Source organism: Actinomyces sp. HMT 175 (genome assembly GCF_016694895.1).
Lineage (GTDB): Bacteria > Actinomycetota > Actinomycetes > Actinomycetales > Actinomycetaceae > Actinomyces > Actinomyces oris.
On record NZ_CP068012.1, the window covers coordinates 1,581,255 to 1,603,165 of the forward strand.

The window sequence follows — 21,911 nt, forward strand, 5'->3', positions numbered from 1 at the left end:
GTTCCACAGTGATCCGGCGATGGGAGGCTCGCATCATGGGACACATGGCAGGCTTGCATTGTTCCGGAGAGCGTGGCATAGGGTAGTCGTCATGACGCACATCGTTCTTACGGCCACAACCGCTCCTGGCGCACAGGCGCTCGCGGTCATGTGTGGTGCGCAGATGTGTTGTTGTCGAGCCTGTTGATTCCGTCCCCTCCCCCGGCGCTGAACCTGCCCGGGGAGCGTGACGACACCTCAAAGCAGCGTTGACGCCGGCCGAGAACGACAACCGGCCATGACGTTGTGGGCTCCCGTGCCGCGTATTTTCCGCTCGCCAGAGTACGGAGACGCCCTTTCACACGCTCTGATGGCCTGAGGCTGTGTCCGCACTTACTCGGCTTGCTCCGCTCGGCTTCTCGTGCTCCTCCTCCACCATTTTCACTGGGACGCTGCTGCGTCATGCGCATCGAGGCCCGTTCCCACCACTACAGGAGAAACCATGTCCACGTCCTCATCGTCCTCTTCTTCCTCCGATCCGTCCCAGTCCTCCGACTCCTTGTCCTCCGTCCCATCGGAGGCCGAGGTCGTGGAGACTCAGGAGGTCACGGCTGAGAACGCCGCCGCGATTCTGGCAGCCGATGACGACATCGATGATCCCGACGCCAATGAGACGGATCAGTCGCATCGCGGCAAACCGTCACGGCGCACGCTGCTCACGATTGGGGGACTCGCAGCCGCTGCCGTAGTCGGTACCGGCGCGTACCTGACGATTCGGCGCACCAACCAGGGTGTCATCGGAGCCCACGAGGCACTCCCCCTGGTGATTGGCGGCGACATCTGCGCTGCACCACTGTACGCCGCGTACCACCGGGGTTTCTTCGACGACGCGGGACTGAAGGTCACGCTGGCGCGCACCCAGCAGACCGAGGACACCAAGGACGGCGTGGGGGCCGGTAAGTACATTGGCGCTCCGGGAATCTTCTTCTCCTGGCTGGAGCCGATCTACAACGGCCTCAACGCCAGGCTCACCGCGGGGCTCCACGCCGGCTGCCTGCGCCTGGTGGTGCGCAGGGACTCTCCGTATCAGAAGCTGGCTGACCTGAAAGGCGCCACCATCGGCGTGCCGTCACTGTCGTCATCCGCCTTCGCCTACTTCGCGATCGGGCTGTCGGAGGCCGGCATCAACGTCAAGCCGGACGGAGGCGACATCACGTGGCGCACAGTCGATGCGGACTCCTTGGGGACCGCGCTGACTGACGGCCAGGTAGACGCCATCATGGGTTCTGACCCCGGACCGCTGCTTCCCGTCTTCAACGGGACGGCCCGTGAGCTGGCCAACAACGACGCTGAGGAGTTCTGCTGCTCGGTGGCACTCAACGGGGACTTCGTACGTCGGCAGCCCAAGGAGGCGAAGGCTCTGACCGAGGCCTGGTTGAAGGGCTCGGCCTACGTACCGGGCCACATTGAGGAGATCGCCAAGATCGAGGTTGACAACGACTACGTCGCCGCGGACCAGGACGTCGTCGTCCGGGTGCTCAAGACATACGGGTTCAAGGCCTCGGCCTCCAGGTTCCGGGCCGCGATCGAGCCCGGCATCGAGAAGTTCAAGGGGACCGGCTTCATCGCATCCGACGTCTCCGCCCGGAAGCTGACCGACACCGTCGTCGCCGACCTCGGCATCAAGGACTGAGTGACGATGCCCACTGAAGTGACTCCCGCGACCGCATCGACCGCGTCCTCCAAGCCCGTCGACGATGGGCATCCACGACCGCCCTCCTCCACAGCCAGGCAGAGCACACCAAGCGATCGCCGTTCCAGCGCAGGCGCGCTTGTGAGCACGACGGCGCTGTTCCTGTGGTCGGCCTACCTGGTCCTCCTCATCGCCCTGCCGGAAGCCGACCTTCTCCGCAAGGAGTCAACCACTCCAGTCGCAGTCCTTGCCGGGGCATGGCTGACCGCCTTGATCGCGTGGACACTCACCGCACGGGTCCGACCGGCCTCTTCGGCAGCGAGGTCTCTGACGCACTTCCTGCCCTGGATCAACGCCGCCGGCGCATGGTTCATCGTCTGGCAGCTGACAACATCCAAGCTCGGACTGCTCACGCCCCCGTACTTCGCCGCCCCAGAAGTACTCATTGCCTCCTTCCTCGGAGACTGGAGGCTGCTGCTCAGCTGCCTGGGTGCCTCGGCGCTGCTCTTCATCATCGGGTACACGGCCGGATCGGTGCTGGGGTTCTTCACAGGCCTGCTCATGGGCTGGTCGAGGCGCGCCGACTACTGGCTCCATCCACTCCTTCAGACCATCGGCCCAGTTCCCGCGGCCTCACTGCTTCCGCTGGCGCTGCTGCTGCTTCCGACGACGTACACCTCGGCAGCCTTCATCGTCGGCTTCGGCGCCTGGTTCCCCATGGCGACCATGACTCGCGCGGGAGTTCGCTCCGTGCGCCGCGACTACATCGACATGGCCCGCACACTGGGAGCCGACGAGCTCTTCCTTATCAGACGAGTGGCCGTGCCCTCCGCGCTACCAGACATGCTCACCGGCCTGTTCACGGGACTGGGAACCTCGCTCGCCGCCCTCATGACCGCCGAGCTGACCGGCGTCGACAAGGGCCTGGCCTGGTACATCAACTGGGTCAAGGGCTGGGCGGACTACCCCCGGATGTACGTGGGCCTCATCATTCTGGTGACCTTCTGCCGCACACTCATGGTCCTGCTGTTCAAGATCCGCTCCTCGCTGCTGGCATGGCAGCAGAACCTTGTGAGGTGGTGAACCGATGTCTGCTGATTCGTCGGCGGCTACTGCCGCGCCGCAGGTCTCGACTCCGTCCGTCCCCCGCGGGGCACAGGTCGATCTCGCTGGTGTCTCCCACAGCTACCCGTTGTCCCATGACCTGGAGCACGGCTGGCTCCATCTGCTGCTGCGCCGGTTCTCCCCCGCTGCGAGGGCTCGCTATGAGGCTGAGGCTGCCAAGCCGGATCAGCTTGCCGTCCTCAATGACATCGACCTGACGGTGGCACCCGGGGAGTTCGTCTCACTCGTGGGGCCGTCCGGCTGCGGGAAGTCCACGATCCTGAGACTGCTGGCCGGATTGGAGCAGCCCGTCGAGGGCAGCGTCACCGTCGACTCCAAGCAGGTGACCGGGCCCTCGCCTCTGCGCGCGCTCGCGTTCCAGGACTCCACGCTGCTGCCGTGGAGGACCGTGCGGGACAATGTCGCCCTGGGCCCTGAGGCGAGAGGCCGGGTGGAGCGCGACCGACGCCGGGTGGAGGCGGCCCTGCAGATCGTTGGGCTGCGGGACTTCGCCGATTCCTACCCTTCCACGCTCTCAGGCGGTATGGCTCAACGGGCCTCACTGGCCCGAGCCCTGGTCAACCGGCCCCGGCTCTTCCTCCTGGACGAGCCCCTGGGCAAGCTCGACGCCCTGACACGCCTCCAGCTCCAGGACGAGATCCTCAAGCTGTGGGAGTCCCAGCGCTTCACCGCCGTCCTGGTCACCCACGACGTGGACGAGGCCCTGCGCCTGTCCAACCGAGTGGTCGTCCTGTCAGAGCGCCCTGCGCGCGTCGTCGCCGACATCGAGGTGCCCGAGCACGACGAGTCGAGTGACGAGGTCCGCGAGCTGCGTCGGAAGATCCTCGGCCTGCTGGGGCGGTGAACAGGCCACGAGACCGACCTCACCTGTGATCCAGCCCGTGGAGCGCGGAGTTCCGCTGATTCTCCCGTAGCCTGGGTGCAGGAGCGATCCGTGCCCTGTTGACCCCGTTCGGGTCCTGTCGCACCCGGTGTGCGGCACGAGTATCCCGTGAGTCTGTGCGTGTTAGCCCATGAGTCACCCGGCCAGTCCGGGTGCGGGGCGAGTGTGGTGGGCCAGGTACGGCAAAGAGCGGAGGACAAAAGGTCCTCCCCCACACTCCGCCGCGGTCCCCACCATCTTCATGGGGACAGATATGGGATAACTTCATGACTCACTCCAGCAGTACTGCGCCTGGCGCCTCCGACGCTCAGAGCAAGGACGGCAACGGCCCCCTCAGCCTCGATGCGCTCTTCTCCGCCGAGCTCTCCGGCGGCGAGCAGACCGGCCCGACCAAGAACGACGAGGAGAGCACTGTCGCCGCGCCGCACCACCGCGACGGCACCACCTCCTCCCCCGAGGACTTCGCCACTCCCGCCTCCTCCGATTCCCCTGAGGACCCGGAGGACGTCGACCACGAGGAGGAGGCGGACGACGTCGACCGAGACCTCCCCGAGGCCGACCCGGAGGACGGGATCGACGACTCCGATGAGGACGACGGCGTCGACATTGATGAGGACGAGGTTGACGGCCACACCCCCTTCATCGACACCGATGCCGATTCCAACACTGACTCCGACAGCCACCAGCGCGACGTCGAGCGCGCCGCCTCGCCGCGCGACCGGGACAAGAGCGAGGTGAGGACCGCTCACGAGGATGAGGAGATCACCTTCGCCGACCTGGGTCTTCCCGGTGACCTGCTCAAGGCCGTCACCGACATGGGCTTCGTGACCCCCACCGCCATCCAGAAGGAGGCGATCCCGGTTCTGCTGGCCGGCCGTGACGTCGTCGGCGTCGCCCAGACCGGAACCGGCAAGACGGCGGCCTTCGGGCTTCCGCTGCTCGACGCCGTCGACTCGCGTGACAACGTCGTTCAGGCGCTCGTTCTGGCCCCCACCCGCGAGCTCGCGCTCCAGAGCGCCGAGGCCATTACCGACATGGCCGCCCGCTCCCGCGGACTGGAGGTGGTGGCCGTCTACGGCGGCGCCCCCTACGGCCCCCAGATCGGCGCGCTCAAGGGCGGCGCCCAGGTCGTCGTCGGCACTCCCGGCCGCGTCATCGACCTCATTGACAAGGGCGCGCTCCAGCTCGACGACGTGCGCTACTTCGTGCTGGACGAGGCCGACGAGATGCTGCGGATGGGCTTCGCCGAGGACGTGGAGACGATTGCGGAGTCTCTTCCCGCCGATCGGCGCACCGCCCTGTTCTCCGCGACGATGCCGCCGGCCATCCAGGCCGTGGCGCGCCAGCACCTCCACGAGCCCGTTCAGGTCGAGGTCTCCAGGCCGGCCTCCACTGTCGCCACCGTCCACCAGACCTACGCGGTGGTTCCCTTCCGTCACAAGATCGGCGCCGTCTCCCGGGTCCTGGCCGTCACCGACGCCGAGGCCGCCATTGTCTTCGTACGGACCAAGTCCACGGCCGAGGACGTCGCCATCGAGCTGGCGGGCCGGGGCATCCAGGCCGCCGCGATCTCCGGTGACGTGCCTCAGCGCGAGCGCGAGCGCCTGGTGGAGCGGCTGCGCGCCGGCACCCTCGACGTGCTGGTGGCCACGGACGTCGCCGCCCGAGGCCTGGACGTCGACCGCATCGGCCTGGTGGTCAACTTCGACGTGCCCCGCGAGGCCGAGGCCTACGTGCACCGTATCGGTCGCACGGGCCGCGCCGGCCGCCACGGCGAGGCCGTCACCTTCCTGACCCCCAAGGAGAAGGGCAAGCTCCGCCAGATCGAGCGCCTCACCGGAAGCCGTCTGGAGGAGATCACCCTGCCCTCCCCCGCGGACGTCTCCGAGCACCGCGCCCGCAAGCTCCTGTCCAAGGCAGCCGCCCGCCACGAGCGCGGCCGTCTGGACATGTACCTGCCGCTGGTCGCCGACTCCGCCCAGGAGCTGGACATCGACGTCGAGGAGCTGGCGGCCACGCTGCTGGCCCTGGCCGTGGGAGACGAGGGACCGCGCAGGCGCGAGGACCGGGGCGGTGAGCGCCCGCAGCGCGCCCGCCGGGAGGAGAACCTCGACTCCGAGGGGACCTTCCTGTCGGCCTCCTTCGAAGGCGGCCGGGAGAAGGGCCGTCGCGCAGAGCGAGGAGACCGCGGCGAGGGACGCCGCTCGGCCACGCGTTCCGGGCGCCGCGAGCACGAGGGCCCTGGGACCGTCTACCGCGTGGAGGTCGGGCACCGCGACCGGGTCCTGCCCGGAGCGATCGTGGGCGCGCTGGCCAACGAGGGCGGTATCGAGGGCTCCGACATCGGCAAGATCGACATCCTCCAGTCCTTCTCCCTGGTCACGATCTACGCCGACCTCAGCCCCGAGCAGCTGAGCGTCATGGGGCGGGCGACCTTTGCCGGCCGCGAGCTGCGAATCCGTCCCGACGAGGGTCCGGGGCACGGCTGGTCCGGCCCCAACGGCGCCGAGCGGCGTCCTAAGCGGCGTGACTGGGAGGACCGCAAGGACCGTGGCGACCGCAGCGACCGCGGCGAGCGGTCAGAACGCGGTTTCCGTCCCCGCCGTGAGGACGGCGAGCGCGGTTGGAAGGACCGTGATGGGCGCGGCGGCAGGGGCGGCTACGACCGCTCGGAGCGCGGGGAGCGCCGTGACAACCGTCGGTGGGATGAGCGCCGTGGCGATCGGGACGGCTTCCGTGGCCGGCGCGAGGACCGGGGTGGCCGCGGCTACAACCGCGACGGGCACCGGGGCGAGCGCCGTGGCTACGGCGAGCGCAACCAGAACCGCTTCGGCGGCCACCGGGGCGGCTTCCGTGGAGGGCGCGGCGAGCGCTGAGTCCCGAGGACTCGTCTGATGCGATTGGGGGCAGCAACACATGTTGCCGCCCCCACTACTCTTCCCCTACTCCGCCATCTGGTCGTCGCATGGGTGGGTGCTCAGGCCCTGCGCACCCGCACGGTCCCCATCTGGGTGCGGGCCCGCAGCTCGAGGCATCGTTCGAGGGCATCGGGGCGCTCCTGGCGGGGCAGGTCGGTGGCGACTCGACCGAAGTCGGAGTGGCAGTCGGCCAGGACCGCGGTTCCCTCGGGCACTCCCACCGACACGGTTCCCATCTCGCTGGACAGATCCAAGGATCCTTCATGGGCCTCGACGATCTTGACCGAGCCGGCCTCCGTGTGGGCAGACACTGTGCCGGAGGTCGAGCGGATGCGCACAGAACCGGCTTGGGCCCGCACGCTCCCCTCATGCAGGGCGCCGATGACGATGGAGCCGGCGTCGGCGTGCACCTGCGCACTCATGCAGTCGCCCAGCCGGATCGATCCCGCCGAGGTCCGGATCTGCACGTGCTCCCAGGAGTGCTCAGCGCTGATCGATCCGGCATCGAGGCGGGCGTCCAGGTGCGTGCCGTGCGGCACCGTGACCCGAACTCGAGATGTCTGCGGGCCCCACGGCCAGATGCCAGCGAATCGTTCACGTCCCACGAGAGCGATCTGGCGGATGCTCACCTCGGCCCCGTCGGCGGTGACGTCCAGGAGGGGTGTCAGGCTCTCATCGGCCTCGACGGTGATCGCGCTTCCCGTCCCAGGCGCGGTCACCACGCTCAGGGTGGACAGGTCCAGGACGAGGTTCGGCTGAGCGTCATCGGGAAGGTCGAAGGTCCAGATCGGCATGGGTGGTCTCCTCAGGTTTCAGGTATCTGCGTGGACCGCCACGATGTGGTCATCCAGCGGGTGAGTCGTTGGGATCAGGTGAGATCAGTGGCACGACGACGCACTGGCACGGGGTCAGCCGAACCAGCCGGTGAGCGTCGCCCCCGAGCTCCGGTGCTGCGCCGGTCCGGCACGCCAGTCGATGGGGCGTCCTCCGTCGGAGCCACTCGCAGAGCGATCAGACCCCGCCCAGTCATTCCCGGTGCTCGGCGGGCGCTGGGAGCCCGATGCGGACGACTGTTCAGACAGCGCACCTCGAGCCGCTTCCACGAGCCAGGCGTTGACCGAACGTCCCTGCATCCGGGCGGCGGCGTCGATCTGCTGCTTGAGTGACTCGGGCAGGCGCAGCGTCGTGCGGACCTCCGGGCCCTCCTCCACCTCAGGTACTGCGTGCACCGGAGTCTCGGCATGGCGGTTCGGGCCCGTCACGTGGTCCTGCTCCCGCTCATCAGACCGATCAGCCTGGGTCACCAGGAGATGGGGCGTCGCACCGTCCATCACAACGGCGACATGAGCTCCGTCGAGCTCGCCGTTGAGCTCATCTGCGGTGTCCGTGAGCATCTGCACGGCGACGAGGCGCAGCGCCGGATCGAGTGCAGCCGCCAGGGAGCGGGCCACGTCCTGGGTCCGGTCGTCACCCAGGGACGAGGTCTCCACGAGGGTACGACGCAGGGTCTCGGTGTAGGCATCCACATGCATGACACCATGCTGACACTATTAGCCACCCCAGTCAAGAGAGTTTGGTGTCAAGTTGATGTCAGATCGGAACATGATGGTGTCACATCAGGCGATTCGCTCCAGAATCCGCGCGAGCTCCACCCATCCATGTGTTTCGGCCCTGAGCGGCTCGATGAGCTCGGCGTTCACGACCTCGTCGGTGGCCCGGCGCAAGCGCTCGACGATCCGCCTGCGGTGACGCCTGGCCTGAAGGCCGGCCAGGAACGTCCCCAGACCCGCCAGGACCAGTCCGATCAGCAGGCCTCCGAGCAGGAGGACGGTGGGCCAGGGGACTGCCCCCCAGCGCGGAACGTCGATGCTGATGAGCAGGAGGTAGTCCTCCAGAACGTGAATGGCCACCAGCCACAACCCGCCGATGAGCGCAGCCAGTGCGGTCACCCACTGCAGCACGTTCGCAGCTTTCCACCAGACCGGGCGCTTCCACGTCCCGTAGTCCACCTGGGCCACAGCCAGTTCCAGAGGCTCGGCAAGCCTCTCGGCGCGCTCGTCGCTGCGCAGAACGGCCTGAGCGGCCAGGTCACCGGGCAGGGCGGAGCAGACCGCCACGGCGTAGACGTGAGCACTGCTGCGCAGCCTGCCCGTTGCGGCAGGTCCTGCGGGGGGCAGAGAGGTCAGGTCGATGACGCCGGAGCCCGTGGCGCCGTCGGATCGTTCCGCGTCTGCGGACTTCGGGGCCGGCGGACGCCCGGTCCCCAGGTGAAGGGCTCGAAGCGGGTCGCGTCTGAGGTGCCCGATCCACCGCAGCCAGAACCAGCCGACTCGGGTGCTGGCCCGGTGACGGTCCGATCCTTCAACCGCCTGTGAGACGACGTCGACCCCGGCGAGGCTCGCGGCCGCCTGCCGCAGGGCAGTGAGGGAATGACGTACCTGCGGCTCCTGCTGGTCGACCGGGCCCGGTGTTGGCGCACCACGGCCGGATGGAGCGATGAGCCCCGTGCGCTCGCCCAGCTCGCTGGCTGCGCGCCGGGCGTGGGCGGCAAGGCTTCGTGCACTGGCCAGCCTGTTCGAGGCGACCGAGGCCACGGTGCGTGCCAGGGTCTCTACGCCCTGTCCGGTGCGGGCGCTGACGGCAATCACTGAGACGGCTCCAAGACCTTCTCGGTCCAGGATCCTTCTGAGGTCGGCGAGCACTGCGTCCCGGCTCTCGGGGTCGAGCCGATCCACCTGGTTGAGGGCGACCACCATGACCTCGGCGTGCGCCGCCATAGGGATGAGGAAGTCGCGATGAACGACGCCATCGGCGTACTTCTCTGGATCGAGGACCCACACCAGGACGTCGACCTTGCCCGCCATGCGCTCGGCGATGGCCCGGTGCGCGGGTTCGTCGGAGTCGATGTCGGGCAGATCGACCAGCACCGTCGTCTCGCCCAGGGCCCAGCCGCCGTCGACGCGCACTCTGTGGTTGATGGAGAGCCAGTCCAGCAGCTCAGTGGCCTCAGCAGCCGTCTCCGGGACGACGGCGAGGGGCTGGGTCGTCGTCGGGCGGGTGCGGGCGGTTCGGGACACCTCGGAGCCGGCCATGGCGTTGGTGAGGCTGGACTTGCCCGACCCGGTCGCCCCGAGAAGGGCCGCCACCGTGGTCTGCGGCGCCAGACGCCGTCGGTGGGAGGCCTGGGTGAGGACGTCCCGGGCCTGGGTGAGCTCTTCGCGCAGACCGAGCTGCTCGCCCAGGTCGACCGCCCTGGCCAGGTCCTCAAGAACCTGAGGCAGGTCGAACGCCTCGGAGCGGTCGGTGGTCACCTGCCCCTCCTCCCGGCCGTACGGCGACCGCGGGCAGCCGGCAGGACGCGCAAGGACGTGGCCGCCTCCTGGCAGGCCCGAAGCTGTTCTCGCAGCGTGTCCGCGCTCGGGGTGGGCAGCGGAAGAGCGTCGGTGAAGCACTTCGCCTGGTTGGCGAACAGAGCCGTGGCACGCTCGCTGAGGTCCTCCCGGGCCCGCTTGGTCATGCCACGCATCGCCTGGTCCCCGAAGACGGCCTCCAGGACACGCTGAGCCAGGATGGCGGTACCTCCCGCGATCCCCACCTCTCCCCCGGTCAGTCCACCGGTGTGAGCGAAGACGAGAATCATGAGAACGACTCCGGCGCCGTTGACCCCCAGGGACAGCAAACGGGCAGTGAGCCGCTTGTCAGACCCCTCGGATCGAACGAGCGTGAGAACCTGACGCTGCCAGTCGTGGACGAGGGCCGCGGCGACAACCTCCAGGCCGGTCTGACTGGGCACCTCCGCCAGAGCCCGGTTGAGCGCCTGCTGGGAGGTGCCGGCCCGTCTCCAGGAGCGTTCCGTGGCCAGGCAGGCCCGTTGGGACTCGGCGACCAGGAGCTCAACCAAGGAGGAGCCGATCGCCTGCTCGACGCGCTTGGCCGGCGCCGGACGTCCCCGCAGAAGCGACGTGACGCGGTCGCGGACCCGCCCCACCTGCACCTCCAAGGACCGGAACAGGTCTCCGGTGCCCACGAACTCCTGCCAGCGGGCCAGCACCTCGCCATGCAGCATGGAGCCGTCCTCGGTGGCCTCGATGACGCGCTCGAGAGCGTCATCGTGCTCGGAGGTGGCTGCCCGCCGCAGCTCGGCGTGCTCGGCCTCCTGGGAGGCCAGCTCGACGGCGAGCAGCTCGCTCTGCGCCAGGAGGGAACCAATGGCGCCGGTCAGACTGCGGTGCGCGACGTCCTGGCGAGCAGCCGCGTCGGAGGCCAGCGCCCCCAACCACTGGCGCAGCGGCGAGACGCAGGACTCGGGCAGGAAGCCGTCATCGTCCAGAGCGGTCTCGGGAATCGTGAAGACGGGTGCCTCGGCCAGGTGCGCCTGCGCGAGCCGGCGCCGCAGGTCGGCCTCCACCTCGATCTGCGCGCCCTGCGGTACGCGGTCCAGGACGATCGCAGCCGTGATGTGCCGCTCGGCCGCGGCCCGCAGGTGCTCCCAGGGAACGGCGTCGGCGTAGCGGGCCGCCGTGGTGACGAAGATCCACAGGTCCGCCCCGGCCAGGAGCGTGGCAGCCAGATCCCGGTTGTCCTCGACCACGGAGTCGACATCAGGTGCGTCCACGATCGCCAGTCCCTCGGGCAACCCCTCGCAGGCCCGCAGCTCGAGCTCTCTGGGGGTGTGATCGGTGGCCGGGCTCGCCGGTGCGTCGGCGTCCACGCGCATGCGCGACAGAGACCCCAGGACCCGGTCGGTGTCGAACCAGGCGGCGTCGGTCGGTGCGTGCAGCAGCAAGGGGCGGCGCGTGGTGGGGCGGATCGCCGAGGCCCTGGCCACATGCCGGCGAACGAGCGAGGACACGAGGGTCGACTTGCCGGCCCCGGTCGAGCCGCCCACCACGGCCAGCAGTGGTGCATCCAGGCTGGCCAGGCGGGGAAGGACGTAGTCACCGAGCTGGTCACGGATGAGCGTGGCCTTGTCCGAGGCGGCGGCGGTTCCCTGAAGGACATAGGGCATGGACAGGGCCGTCAGGCTGTCCCGGAGAGCAGACAGCGCCATGGTCGCCTGCTGGACGTGGTGCGTGCTGCTGGACTCGCTCCGGCTCGTGGTCATGAGGCTGAGTCAACCTCGCAGCCGTCCTGGCCATCGGCCGGGGAGCAATCCGCAGCCGGGCTGACGGTGATCCGGGGGGTGGCATCCTCGGCGGGCGGCTGCCAGGTGGCGGCGTCGGCCTCGACCTGCTCGCCGGAGCGGATGTCCTTGACCGAGTCCAACTCGCCGTCGGCACCGGGGAACCACACGAAGGGAATGGACCGCTTGTCCGCGGCCTTGATCTGCTTACCGAACTTGGCGGCGCTGGGGGCCACGTCGGCGCTGATGCCGCGGGCGCGCAGCGCATCGGCGACGGTGTCAGAGGCGCAGCGGTGGGCCTCGTCGGTGACGGCCACGAGCACCGTCGTGGGCACGGCTCGACTGACCTGCACCAGGCCCTCGCCGATGACGCGGGCCAGGAGCCGGGACAGGCCGATGGAGATGCCCACACCGGGGAAGGTGCGCTTGCCGTTGGTGGCCAGGGAGTCGTAGCGGCCCCCGGAGCACACTGAGCCCAGATCCTCGTGCCCGGCCATGAAGGACTCGTAGACCGTGCCGGTGTAGTAGTCCAGTCCGCGAGCGATCTTGAGGTCGGCGATAACGGCGCCGGGGCGGCGGCGTCCAGTGGCCTCGAGCAGGGCGGTCAGCTCGGCCAGGCCCTCGATGAGGAGCTCGGTGGGCTCGGCGCCGGCCAGCGCCCGCAGGACCTGATCGGAGACGTCCTGACCATCAGTGCCGGTGATGGTGGCGAGCCTGAGGGCCTGTGCCGCCTGCTGCGCGGTGGTGCCGACGCTCTGGGTGAGCTCGGCGGCCACCTTCTCGGGACCGATCTTGTCGAGCTTGTCGACCACGCGCAGGACCTCGATGAGCCGGTCCGTGTCAATGCCGATCGACTGGTAGAAGCCCTGGGCGACCTTGCGGTTGGAGACGTGGATGGTCACCGCGGGCACCGGCAGGGCGCTGAGCGCCTCGTGCATGATGAGGGGGACCTCGACGTCGTGGTGGAGCGGCAGGGCGCCGTCACCGACGATGTCGATATCGGCCTGGATGAACTCGCGGAAGCGTCCCTCCTGGGGCCGCTCCCCGCGCCAGACCTTCTGGATCTGGTAGCGCTTGAACGGGAAGGTCAGCAGCCCGGCATTGTCCACGACGTAGCGGGCGAAGGGGACGGTCAGGTCGAAGTGGAGCCCCAGCTGCTTGCGCGGATCCGTCTCGGACTCGGCGTCGGCGGGATCGGCCTGAAGGCGGCTGAGCAGGTAGACCTCCTTAGAGGTCTCCCCCTTCTTCGTCAGCTCGCTCAGCGGCTCGACGGCGCGGGTCTGGATGCCGCTGAAGCCGTGGAGCTCGAAGGTGCGGCGCAGGATGTCGACGAAGTGCTGCTCGACGATGTGGCCCGCGGGGAGCCACTCGGGGAAGCCGGACAGTGAGGAGAGAGCTTGTCGTACCTGTGCCATGGTCCGCATTGTGTCATGACGAGCAGTGAGCCTGCGCGTCGCCGTCGGGCCCTGGCGTCATCAGGCCTTGAGGTCTCCCCCACGGATCTTGGCCTCAGCGAGGTAGGGGTTGCCGTGGTGCTCGTGCTCCATGGTGGTCACTGCGCCGTGCCCGGGCAGCAGGATGGTGGCCGGGTCGACGGCGTTGGCCAGGAAGCGCAGGGTGGCGAGCATCTGCACCTGGTCCCCGCCGGGCAGATCGGTGCGTCCGACGGAACCCTTGAAGATGACGTCGCCGTCGAGGGCCATGAGGTAGGAGTGCTCCTCGTCGGCAACGGCAGGGTCGTCATCGATGACCTCGGCCTCGTAGAGTAAGGCGTTGTCGGCCAGGCGGGCCTCGAAGAAGAACAGCGTGGAGCCCTCCGAGTGGCCCGGGGCGGGGACCGCGCGCAGCGCGATACCGGGGGCCAGCTCGATGGCCTGGGAGAAGCCGTCTCCCGGGAAGAGACGGATGTCGGCGGGCTGCTTCCACTCACTGCCGGCCATGTCGGTGAAGGTCATGCCGTTGGCGCTGATACCGGTGGTGATGTCGGGCTCCTCGAGCCGGTAGCGGTCGCGCTCGGGGATGTATACCGGCACGTCGACGGCGTCGTCACTGGTGAGCAGGCCCTCGGCGTGGGCGGCCTCGATGAGCGCCTGGCAGTCCCACACGTGGTCGGCGTGACCGTGGGTGAGCAGGATGGCGCTCAGGGTGAGCCGATGGGAGCGAAGCAGGGCCAGAGCACCGCGGGCGGCACCGGCTCCAGGGTCGACGACGAGGGCGGGTTCGCCCGGACCTGCGGCCAGGACGTAGCAGTTGGCGGCGAACACGGGTGCGATGGTGCGCTCCAAGATCATGCCCCCAACCCTACTTGGGTCGTCTGAGAACAGTGACGATACGGATAAAAGAACTGCTCCGGTCCACATGACCCGGCTGGCTCACCGAAGGTGGAGCCGCCGCCCCCACCAGTGCTCAATGAGCCAGCGGTCGTGGCTGGCGACGATGAGCGTGCCCGTCCATGTCCTCAGAGCGGCCTCGAGCATCTCGAGGGCGTCCAGGTCCAGGTAGTTCGTGGGCTCGTCGACGACAAGCACCTCAGGCCCAGCAGCAGCGGCCAGGGCCAGCTGAACGCGGCGCTGGTTACCGTCGGAGAGCTCGCTGACGGGACGGTTCCACAGGCGCGGGTGCAGTGCGCCCCGGCCGCGGTCCCCAATCCCCTCGGTCCACACGCTCTCATCCATCCCAGGGTCGCCGAGTTTCGGCAGGTGCTGGGGTATCCGGAGCACTGAACCAGATACCGTGAGCCTGCCGACGGAGTCCTGCGTGGGGGCTGACCGTCTACCCATCCAGGCCAGAAGCGTGGACTTGCCGCTCCCATTGGCGCCGGTGACCAGCAGGTGCTCGCCTGCCATGACGTCGACCGTGACCGGTGCAAGGCGCCCGGGTACGGCAGCTGACCGGGCCGAGACCGCCATCCCTGTTCGCGGCGCCGGTTCTCTCAGGCCCAGCTGCAGGTCGTAGGAGCGGGGCCTGCGCACCTCGGCACTGGCGAGCGCCTCCAGCCGGCGGTCGTCCTGCGTCTGGCGCCGGGTGGAGACGCGCTGGGCGCGGTCAGCGTAGAACTTCCGGGCTATGCGGGCCTCGGTCCGGGGCGCTGCCCCGCTGTGCCCAACGATCTCGGAGTCGCGACGGTGACGCACGAGCTTGCGCCGCTGCTCCTGCTGACGCTGGTGAAGACTGCGGTGGGACGACCTGGCGTGCGCCTTCTCCACGAGGTAGTCGCTGTATCGCCCCGCGCACCGGTAGGCACCCATGGGGCCGCTGTCCCCGGAGGCGGTGGCGAGTGCCTGCCACGGCGCTGTGTCCAGGTCGACGACGGCGGTGGCCACCTCGTCAATGAAGGCACGATCGTGAGAGGAGAACAGGACCGGTCCTGGCCATGACACCATCATCTCGCTCAGGTAGCTACTGCTACCGGCATCCAGGTGGTTGGTAGGCTCGTCGAGCACCAGCGCCTGACCGGCTGAAAGAAGCAGAGCCGCGATCTCCAGCCTCCCCCGTTGGCCCGGCGACAGGGAGGAGACAAGGCGGCCTGTATCCACGCGTCCCAGTCCCAGCCCGGCGAGCGCCTCAGCCCGCCGAGCCGGCAGGTTCCAGGCGTCGAGCGACTCGAGCCGGGTCAGTAACACGTCGTAATCCTCGGCGAGGGAGCCGGTTTCAGCTCCGGCATGGGCGATGGCCTCGCCCATGCGCTCGAAACGATCAAGCGCGTCCAGAGTCTCAGCGCAGACGGCGTCGAGATAGCCCTCGATCGACGTGGCGGTCGCCTCCTCCAAGTCGGCCGCCTGCGGGCCAGGCTGCTCAGGAATGCTGACAGTCCCCTGGTCAGGCGACAGGTCACCGGTGGCCAGGCGCAGGAGCGTGGACTTCCCCGATCCGTTGGGGCCGACGACGCAGACGCGTTCGTCGTCGCAGACCGTGAGGTTGATGCTCTCCAGCAAGGGGGCGGAGGTGTAGGAGAAGCTGACATGGGAGAAACTGATCGCAGGCATGACTCGTCCTTGGCATGAGGCGGTGGGGGCACAGGGGCGAGTCACGCGAGCATGGTCACATGCTAACAGCGCCATCCGTCGACGAGGTTGGGGCAACCGACACCGGCCCGCTTGTGAGGGCCACCGGCGCTCAACGAATCAACTGAAATCAGTGGGGCGAAGGATGGTGAATGGAGCCAGCGGGAACGTAGACTTTCGGCACTGCCGTCCTCCGACGGCACCTCACCACCACCCGGCTTGAGAGCCGGGCGCGAACGGAACGGAGCGGTCACACCGCTCCCTCCCCGTCAACCATGAAGGAGCATCCCGTGACTGAGCGGATCCAGCCCGACAACCGGTCTGACAACCAGCCTGATAGCCAGTCAGACACTGAGCAGACCATCCAGCCGACCGACCTGAACGAGTCGGCAGCGCCCAGCCCGACGGAGCAGGCACCAACGGCCGACGCCTCCCCCGCCGATCCCGCGGTCGAGGCCGTTGCGTCAACGCAGACCAGCACCCCGCAGACACATGCCGACGTCGAGTCCTCCAACGAGTCCTCCAAGGAGCCCGAGCCCGGCGAGCCCGCGGACCAGCCCGTCGAGCAGTCCACAGCGACGTCCTCTGACGAGCCGGCGTCTCACGCCTCCGACGAGCCTGCCCAGACCGAGCAGCCGACCGAGAAGGTTCAGGCCACCGAGACCACCTCCGAGGACGCCACGCCGACCCCGGCCGAGGTTCCCGCCCCGGCAGCGGCGTCTGCGGCACCTGCCGAGCCGGCCGTCGACCCGCAGGAGGCCATGGACGCCGCCAAGTGGGGACGCGTGGACGGTGAGGGCCGGGTCTACGTCCAGGACGGTGGCGCCGAGCGCGAGGTCGGCCAGTTCCCCGATGCCCCGATCGCCGAGGCCATGGCCTTCTACGTGCGCCGCTACCTGGACCTCAAGGCGACCATCGACCTGTTCGCCACCCGCCTGCCCCAGCTCAGCGTCCGAGAGATCGACTCGACCCTGTCCTCGATCTCCGAGTCCCTCACCGAGCCGGCCGCCGTCGGCGACCTGGAGGGACTGCGGGCCCGTTTCGCCGCGCTCAAGACCGTGGCCGCCGAGCGACGCGAGGCCGTCTCCGCCGAGCGCGCGGCCGCCAAGGAGCAGGCTCTCAAGGAGCGCACGGCGATCGTCGAGCGCGCTGAGGCCATCGCCGAGCAGGACCCGGCCCGCACGCAGTGGAAGAACTCCGGCGCCGAGCTGCGTGAGCTGCTCGAGTCCTGGAAGGCCGCGCAGCGGCGCGGGCCGCGCCTGGACCGTCCCACCGAGGACGGGCTGTGGAAGCGCTTCTCCCACGCGCGCACCACCTTCGACCGTCACCGCCGCCAGTTCTTCAGCGAGCTGGACGCCAAGCAGGCGCAGGTGCGGGCCGCCAAGGAAGCGCTCATCAAGCGCGCCGAGGAGATGCAGACCTCCACCGACTGGGCCGGCACCTCCGCGAAGTACCGTGACCTGCTGGCCGAGTGGAAGAAGGCCGGACGCGCCTCCCGTAAGGAGGACGACGCCCTGTGGGCCCGCTTCCGGGCCGCCCAGCAGGTCTTCTACGACGCCCGCCGCGCCAAGGACGAGGCCGTCGACGCCGAGTTCGCCGAGAACCTCAAGGTCAAGGAGGCGCTGGTGGCCAAGGCCGAGGCGCTCCTGCCCATCAAGGACATCAAGGCCGCCAAGAAAGCCCTGCGCCCCATTCAGGACGCCTGGGAGGAGGCCGGGCGGGTCCCGCGCGGCGCCGTGCGTCGCATTGAGGGCCGCATGCGCGCCGTCGAGGACGCGATCCGTGAGGCCGAGAACGCCGAGTGGCGCCGCACCGATCCGGAGACCAAGGCCCGCGCCGAGGGCCTGGCCGGTCAGCTCCAGGACGCGATCGCCGGTCTGGAGAAGGACCTGGCAGCCGCCCAGGCCGCCGGTGACGCCAAGAAGATCGCCGAGGCCGAGGCCGCGCTGACGGCTCGCCGGGCCTGGCTCGAGCAGGTACTGCGCTCAGCCAAGGCCTGAGCCGAGCACCTTCCGCTCAGCTCTGAGACTGAAGGAGCACCTGAGGCGGGGTCGATACCACCCACCGGTGTCGGCCCCGCCTCAGGTCTCGTCCTGGTGGCCCTGGTCGGGCGATCTGCTACTCCCAGGTGGCGGTTTCTGGATCCACTCCCTCGGACCTGGCGCAGGCGTCGATGACGTCCTTGAGCCAGGCCGCCAGGCCCGGCGCACGCTTGTCGTAGTAGCGGGCATAGCGTTCGTCCGCCACATAGCCGCGGGCGATAATGACCTGCTTAGAGGTGGAGACCTCGAACCACCGGTTGAAGTCCTTGCGGTGCCACCGCGCCAGGGCATTGGCCTCGGGGCTGCCCGGTTCGACGCCGTTGCGCATCGCCTCGGCAAGCGCGGTCTCCAGAGCGACGGTCTCCTCGTGCGCCTGCACCCAGTCGGCGCGAGACATCCGAGCCTTGCGTTGGTAGGACTCGGCCCACTCCGGTGTATCACCCCACTGGGCGCGGGCCTCCTCGACATAGACGGGGTCCCAGTCGGTCCCCCAGATCTCCGCCATCTCAGCCACGGAGATCCTCGCTCCCAACTGATGTATATCGATCACCATGTCGATGGAGCTGAGCTTGTGCTGGAGGTGGGAGATCTGTCCTTGCACCAGCTCGCGCTGACGGCGCAGGTGCGTCAGTGCATCGGCGCCCGGCTCGTCAAGGACTGCCTTGATGTCGGCCAGGCTCATGCCGGTCTGCCGGTAGACGAGGACCTGCTGGATGCGCATGATGTCCGCCTCGCTGTAGAGCCGGTAGCCGGCGGCACTGCGCTGGGAGGGATGCACCAGGCCGGACTCGTCCCAGTGATGCAGCGCCCTGACGCTGACGCCCAGGAGCGTTGAGACCTCACCGACCGTCATGGCGATGTCAGCATCGTCCGACACGGCATCGACCGTGGCCTCGGCTGCCGTGCCAGGCCTTTCAGCTCCAGCATGACGGTGTTGAGAGTCCTTCACCGTAGTCTCCTTCCTCAGTACTGGTTCCACCTGGCGCGTGTCCGGATGCGTGTCGTCCACCGTGGAGCCTCCCGCCGCGTGAGGGTCAATTCCGCGCGGTCACCACGAGGTTATCCACAGGCGGCCGGTTCACTGTGGCGCCCGCACCCGGTTGACGTCCACGATGGCATATGGCTCGTTTTGTCCCGGTACCCGGCCACGCCGCCGTGGCCCATCTGTCCGCCCGCCCGCTGACCCCGGTTCTGGGCACGCTTCCGCCTCAGGACATGGAGGTGCTCAGGTGCGCCAGCCTCGATGCCCGGCTGTTGGTCAACATTCTGGGCAACTTGCAACCGGCCGACACGCTGCGCTCGGCCGAGGGACGTATGCGGGCCATTGCCGCTGCGCTGCCCTGCCGAGGTGTGCTTCTGGCGAGCACTGCCCTGTGGGTGCACGTCGGTGGGCCCCCACCCGACTCCCTGGAGGTGAGCCTGCCCGGAGGTCGTCGGAGTCGACTGCCCTACCTGGTGACTAAACGAGGTCGGCTGCCCCACTGCGACACGACCGTGATCGGGGGTATCACCTGCGCCACGATCGCCCGAGCCGCCGTCGACATCGCTCGTCTGGGGACACCGGTGCAGGCTGTGCAAGCCATCCTGACCGCCCGCAACCACGGAGTGAGCCGAGTCCGTCTCCTGCTCACGCTCAATCACTGTCGCGGGGCTGCCAGCAGAGGCTGCCCGCGGGCGCAGCACATCATCGAGGAGATCATGGCCTGCGTGCCGTAGCAGGCGCCCAGGACCATGGCACTTAGTTGGAGCGGCGCGCGGCTGACAGGCTTCTACGCGCCTCGAAGACGCCGTCGATACGCCGCAGGGCCGCCAGCGTGTGGTCCAGGTGCCCAACCTCGGCCAGCTCGACGACGAACCGCCCGGTGACGACCCGGTCACGGCTCGTGGCGATGGAGGCGCTCACCAGGTTGACGTGGCTGTCTGCCAGCGCTCGGGTGATGTCGGCGAGCAGGCCCCCGCGGTCCAGGGCCTCGACCTCCACCTGGACCAGGTAGGCCGACTGGGCGTGATCCGCCCAGGAGACGGTGATGAGGCGCTCGGGCTCGCGCTGGAGCTGTTCGACGTTCTGGCAGTCGGCCCGGTGCACTGAGACACCCGAACCGCGGGTGATGAAGCCGACGATGGGGTCACCCGGCATGGGGGTGCAGCAGCGCGCCAGCTTGACGTAGACGTCGCCCTCGTCCATACCGGCGACGACGACTCCGGCGTCGGCCGTACGCGGCCGGCGGTGCGTCGTGGCCCGGGTGGGCAGGATCCCCTCCGCGAGGGTCTCCTCGGCGCCGTCCTCCCCGCCCATGGTGGCCACCAGGGTGTCGACGACGTGCTGGGCCGACACGTGTCCCTCACCCACCGCGGCGTACAGGCCGTCAATGTCGACCTTGTCGAGGGTCTTGGCCACGTTCATGAGGGTCTCGTGGCTCATGAGGCGCTGCAGGGGAAGGTTCTGCTTGCGCAGGGTGCGGGCGATGGCGCCCTTGCCCTCCTCGATGGCCTCCTCACGACGCTCCTTGGAGAACCACGAACGTATCTTGTTGCGGGCCCGGGTGGAGGCGACGAAGGAGAGCCAGTCGCGCGAGGGTCCGGCGTTGATGGCCTTGGAGGTGAAGACCTCCACCGTGTCACCGTTCTCCAGACGCGTGTCCAGGGGCACCAGTCGGCTGTTGACGCGTGCGCCCACGGTGCGGTGGCCGACCTCGGTGTGGACGGCGTAGGCGAAGTCCACCGGGGTGGCTCCCGCCGGCAGTGCGAGGACATCACCCCGGGGGGTGAAGACGTAGACCTGGTCCCCGGCCATCTCGTAGCGCAGGGCGTCGAGGAACTCGGTGGGGTCCTGGGTCTCCTTCTGCCAGTCGACGAGCTGACGCAGCCAGCCCAGGTCGCCCTGGTCGGAGTCTCCGGGCCTGCCTCCCAGGGCGCTGGGGCCCGAGGCGTTGGGGTCCTCCTTGTAGCGCCAGTGCGCGGCCACGCCGTACTCGGCCATGCGGTGCATCTCGTGGGTGCGGATCTGAATCTCCACCGGCTTGCCACCCGGCCCCACGACAGTCGTGTGCAGCGACTGATAGAGGTTGAACTTGGGGACGGCGATGTAGTCCTTGAAGCGCCCGCTCATGGGGGTCCAGCGCGAGTGCAGGGAGCCGAGCACCGCGTAGCAGTCCTGGACGGTGTCGACGATGACTCGCAGCGCCACCAGGTCGTAGATATCGTCGAAGTCCTTCCCCCGCACGATCATCTTCTGGTAGATCGAGTAGTAGTGCTTGGGCCGTCCGGTCACGGCGCCCTTGATCTTGTTGATCCTCAGGTCCTCCTCGATCTGGAGTCGGACCTGGCGCAGGTACTCCTCACGAGCCGGGGCCCGCTCGGCCACCATGTGCTCGATCTCCTCGTACACGCCAGGGTAGAGGGCCTTGAAGGACCGGTCCTCCAGCTCCCACTTGATCGTGTTCATCCCCAGACGGTGGGCCAGGGGCGCGTAGATCTCCAGGGTCTCCTTGGCCTTGCGGGCGGCGTTCTCCGCGGAGACGTACTTCCAGGTGCGGGCGTTGTGAAGGCGGTCGCCGAGCTTGATGACCAGCACCCGGATGTCCTTGGACATCGCGATAATCATCTTGCGCACCGTCTCGGCCTGGGCGGCCTCACCGTACTGGAGCTTGTCGAGCTTGGTGACGCCGTCGACGAGCAGGCTGATCTCGTCGCCGAAGTCGGCGCGCAGACGCTCGAGGGTGTAGTCGGTGTCCTCCACGGTGTCGTGCAGCACGGCAGCTGCCAGCGTCTGGGCCGTCATTCCCAGCTCGGCCAGGATGGTCGCCACTGCCACCGGGTGGGTGATGTAGGGCTCCCCCGACTTGCGTCGCTGACCGGAGTGAGCCTTCTCCGCCACTTCGTAGGCGCGCACGATGAGGCTCGTGTCGGCCTTGGGATGGTTGGCGCGCACCGCGCGCAGCAGCGGCTCGATGGCCGCCGGTGTGGAGTGTCCCCGGGAGCCGAACCACGCCAGTCGGCTGCGCACGCGCGAGCCGGGGACAACACTGTCACCTGACGTATCCGGGGTATTCTTCGTCTCCGTCATTGACGCATCATATAGCGGCCGGCACACCGAGGCGTGCCGGCACTGCCGGTGACCGTGCGGTGTCGCATCCTTCAGGATC

Annotated in this window: 15 protein-coding genes; 6 read left to right on the forward strand and 9 right to left on the reverse strand. The window is 68.7% G+C overall.

Going from position 1 to position 21,911, the window contains the following annotated elements:
• Nucleotides 1-481 precede the first annotated feature (481 nt).
• From JJJ14_RS06750 to JJJ14_RS06765, 4 genes are all read left to right on the forward strand, one after another.
• Nucleotides 482-1,672 (forward strand): ABC transporter substrate-binding protein, encoded by a 1,191-nt coding sequence (locus tag JJJ14_RS06750; protein ID WP_201443667.1) that lies wholly within the window; start codon nucleotides 482-484, stop codon nucleotides 1,670-1,672.
• Between the two features lie 6 nt (nucleotides 1,673-1,678).
• Nucleotides 1,679-2,755: an ABC transporter permease gene (locus JJJ14_RS06755; protein ID WP_201443668.1), complete on the forward strand. Its 1,077-nt coding sequence runs from the start codon at nucleotides 1,679-1,681 to the stop codon at nucleotides 2,753-2,755.
• Nucleotides 2,756-2,759: 4 nt separating this feature from the next.
• A complete protein-coding gene (locus tag JJJ14_RS06760; protein WP_201443669.1) occupies nucleotides 2,760-3,641 on the forward strand; it encodes an ABC transporter ATP-binding protein in 882 nt (293 codons plus the stop codon).
• Nucleotides 3,642-3,946: 305 nt separating this feature from the next.
• The gene (locus tag JJJ14_RS06765) at nucleotides 3,947-6,556 is read left to right on the forward strand and encodes a DEAD/DEAH box helicase (protein WP_201443670.1); all 2,610 of its coding nucleotides are present in this window, start codon (nucleotides 3,947-3,949) and stop codon (nucleotides 6,554-6,556) included.
• A 101-nt stretch (nucleotides 6,557-6,657) separates the two neighbouring features.
• Here JJJ14_RS06765 and JJJ14_RS06770 read toward each other — a convergent pair whose 3' ends face one another.
• The 7 genes from JJJ14_RS06770 to JJJ14_RS06800 all read right to left on the reverse strand — a co-directional run bounded on the left by JJJ14_RS06770 (nucleotide 6,658) and on the right by JJJ14_RS06800 (nucleotide 15,706).
• Nucleotides 6,658-7,392 (reverse strand): DUF4097 family beta strand repeat-containing protein, encoded by a 735-nt coding sequence (locus JJJ14_RS06770; RefSeq protein WP_201443671.1) that lies wholly within the window; start codon nucleotides 7,390-7,392, stop codon nucleotides 6,658-6,660.
• Between the two features lie 114 nt (nucleotides 7,393-7,506).
• Nucleotides 7,507-8,130 carry a toxin-antitoxin system HicB family antitoxin gene (locus JJJ14_RS06775; RefSeq protein WP_101558127.1) on the reverse strand — a complete coding sequence of 208 codons (624 nt, stop codon included), beginning with the start codon at nucleotides 8,128-8,130 and terminating at the stop codon, nucleotides 7,507-7,509.
• Nucleotides 8,131-8,214: 84 nt separating this feature from the next.
• Nucleotides 8,215-9,909 (reverse strand): GTPase, encoded by a 1,695-nt coding sequence (locus JJJ14_RS06780; protein WP_201443672.1) that lies wholly within the window; start codon nucleotides 9,907-9,909, stop codon nucleotides 8,215-8,217.
• The gene (locus JJJ14_RS06785) at nucleotides 9,906-11,702 is read right to left on the reverse strand and encodes a dynamin family protein (RefSeq protein WP_101558125.1); all 1,797 of its coding nucleotides are present in this window, start codon (nucleotides 11,700-11,702) and stop codon (nucleotides 9,906-9,908) included. The genes JJJ14_RS06780 and JJJ14_RS06785 overlap by 4 nt, the downstream gene beginning before the upstream one ends.
• Entirely contained in the window at nucleotides 11,699-13,144 is a 1,446-nt protein-coding gene (hisS, locus tag JJJ14_RS06790; protein WP_201443673.1) for a histidine--tRNA ligase, read from the reverse strand. The genes JJJ14_RS06785 and hisS overlap by 4 nt, the downstream gene beginning before the upstream one ends.
• Before the next feature lie 51 nt (nucleotides 13,145-13,195).
• Nucleotides 13,196-14,011 carry an MBL fold metallo-hydrolase gene (locus JJJ14_RS06795; RefSeq protein WP_141406926.1) on the reverse strand — a complete coding sequence of 272 codons (816 nt, stop codon included), beginning with the start codon at nucleotides 14,009-14,011 and terminating at the stop codon, nucleotides 13,196-13,198.
• Between the two features lie 81 nt (nucleotides 14,012-14,092).
• Complete coding sequence (locus JJJ14_RS06800) at nucleotides 14,093-15,706, reverse strand: ABC-F family ATP-binding cassette domain-containing protein (RefSeq protein WP_201443674.1); 1,614 nt, start codon at nucleotides 15,704-15,706, stop codon at nucleotides 14,093-14,095.
• 293 nt (nucleotides 15,707-15,999) lie between these two features.
• Between JJJ14_RS06800 and JJJ14_RS06805 the strand changes: the two genes are divergently transcribed.
• Nucleotides 16,000-17,724 carry a DUF349 domain-containing protein gene (locus JJJ14_RS06805; protein ID WP_201443675.1) on the forward strand — a complete coding sequence of 575 codons (1,725 nt, stop codon included), beginning with the start codon at nucleotides 16,000-16,002 and terminating at the stop codon, nucleotides 17,722-17,724.
• A 118-nt stretch (nucleotides 17,725-17,842) separates the two neighbouring features.
• On the opposite strand, the gene JJJ14_RS06810 is transcribed toward JJJ14_RS06805, so the two are convergent.
• Nucleotides 17,843-18,715 carry a MerR family transcriptional regulator gene (locus JJJ14_RS06810; RefSeq protein WP_201443676.1) on the reverse strand — a complete coding sequence of 291 codons (873 nt, stop codon included), beginning with the start codon at nucleotides 18,713-18,715 and terminating at the stop codon, nucleotides 17,843-17,845.
• A 170-nt stretch (nucleotides 18,716-18,885) separates the two neighbouring features.
• On the opposite strand from JJJ14_RS06810, the gene JJJ14_RS06815 reads away from it, so the two are divergent.
• Complete coding sequence (locus JJJ14_RS06815; protein ID WP_201443677.1) at nucleotides 18,886-19,482, forward strand: hypothetical protein; 597 nt, start codon at nucleotides 18,886-18,888, stop codon at nucleotides 19,480-19,482.
• A gap of 22 nt (nucleotides 19,483-19,504) precedes the next feature.
• Here the strand turns inward: JJJ14_RS06815 and JJJ14_RS06820 are convergent, their stop codons facing one another.
• Nucleotides 19,505-21,832, reverse strand: a complete 2,328-nt coding sequence (locus JJJ14_RS06820; protein WP_201443678.1) for a RelA/SpoT family protein — start codon at nucleotides 21,830-21,832, stop codon at nucleotides 19,505-19,507.
• Nucleotides 21,833-21,911 lie beyond the last annotated feature (79 nt).

Bases quoted from the DNA above. Each gene is read 5' to 3' on its own strand.
- JJJ14_RS06750 (WP_201443667.1), top strand. From the start codon at position 482: ATGTCCACGTCCTCATCGTCCTCTTCTTCCTCCGATCCGTCCCAGTCC.
- JJJ14_RS06755 (WP_201443668.1), top strand. From the start codon at position 1,679: ATGCCCACTGAAGTGACTCCCGCGACCGCATCGACCGCGTCCTCCAAG.
- JJJ14_RS06760 (WP_201443669.1), top strand. From the start codon at position 2,760: ATGTCTGCTGATTCGTCGGCGGCTACTGCCGCGCCGCAGGTCTCGACT.
- JJJ14_RS06765 (WP_201443670.1), top strand. From the start codon at position 3,947: ATGACTCACTCCAGCAGTACTGCGCCTGGCGCCTCCGACGCTCAGAGC.
- JJJ14_RS06770 (WP_201443671.1), bottom strand. From the start codon at position 7,392: ATGCCGATCTGGACCTTCGACCTTCCCGATGACGCTCAGCCGAACCTC.
- JJJ14_RS06775 (WP_101558127.1), bottom strand. From the start codon at position 8,130: ATGCATGTGGATGCCTACACCGAGACCCTGCGTCGTACCCTCGTGGAG.
- JJJ14_RS06785 (WP_101558125.1), bottom strand. From the start codon at position 11,702: ATGACCACGAGCCGGAGCGAGTCCAGCAGCACGCACCACGTCCAGCAG.
- hisS (WP_201443673.1), bottom strand. From the start codon at position 13,144: ATGCGGACCATGGCACAGGTACGACAAGCTCTCTCCTCACTGTCCGGC.
- JJJ14_RS06795 (WP_141406926.1), bottom strand. From the start codon at position 14,011: ATGATCTTGGAGCGCACCATCGCACCCGTGTTCGCCGCCAACTGCTAC.
- JJJ14_RS06800 (WP_201443674.1), bottom strand. From the start codon at position 15,706: ATGCCTGCGATCAGTTTCTCCCATGTCAGCTTCTCCTACACCTCCGCC.
- JJJ14_RS06805 (WP_201443675.1), top strand. From the start codon at position 16,000: ATGAAGGAGCATCCCGTGACTGAGCGGATCCAGCCCGACAACCGGTCT.
- JJJ14_RS06815 (WP_201443677.1), top strand. From the start codon at position 18,886: ATGGCTCGTTTTGTCCCGGTACCCGGCCACGCCGCCGTGGCCCATCTG.
- JJJ14_RS06820 (WP_201443678.1), bottom strand. From the start codon at position 21,832: ATGACGGAGACGAAGAATACCCCGGATACGTCAGGTGACAGTGTTGTC.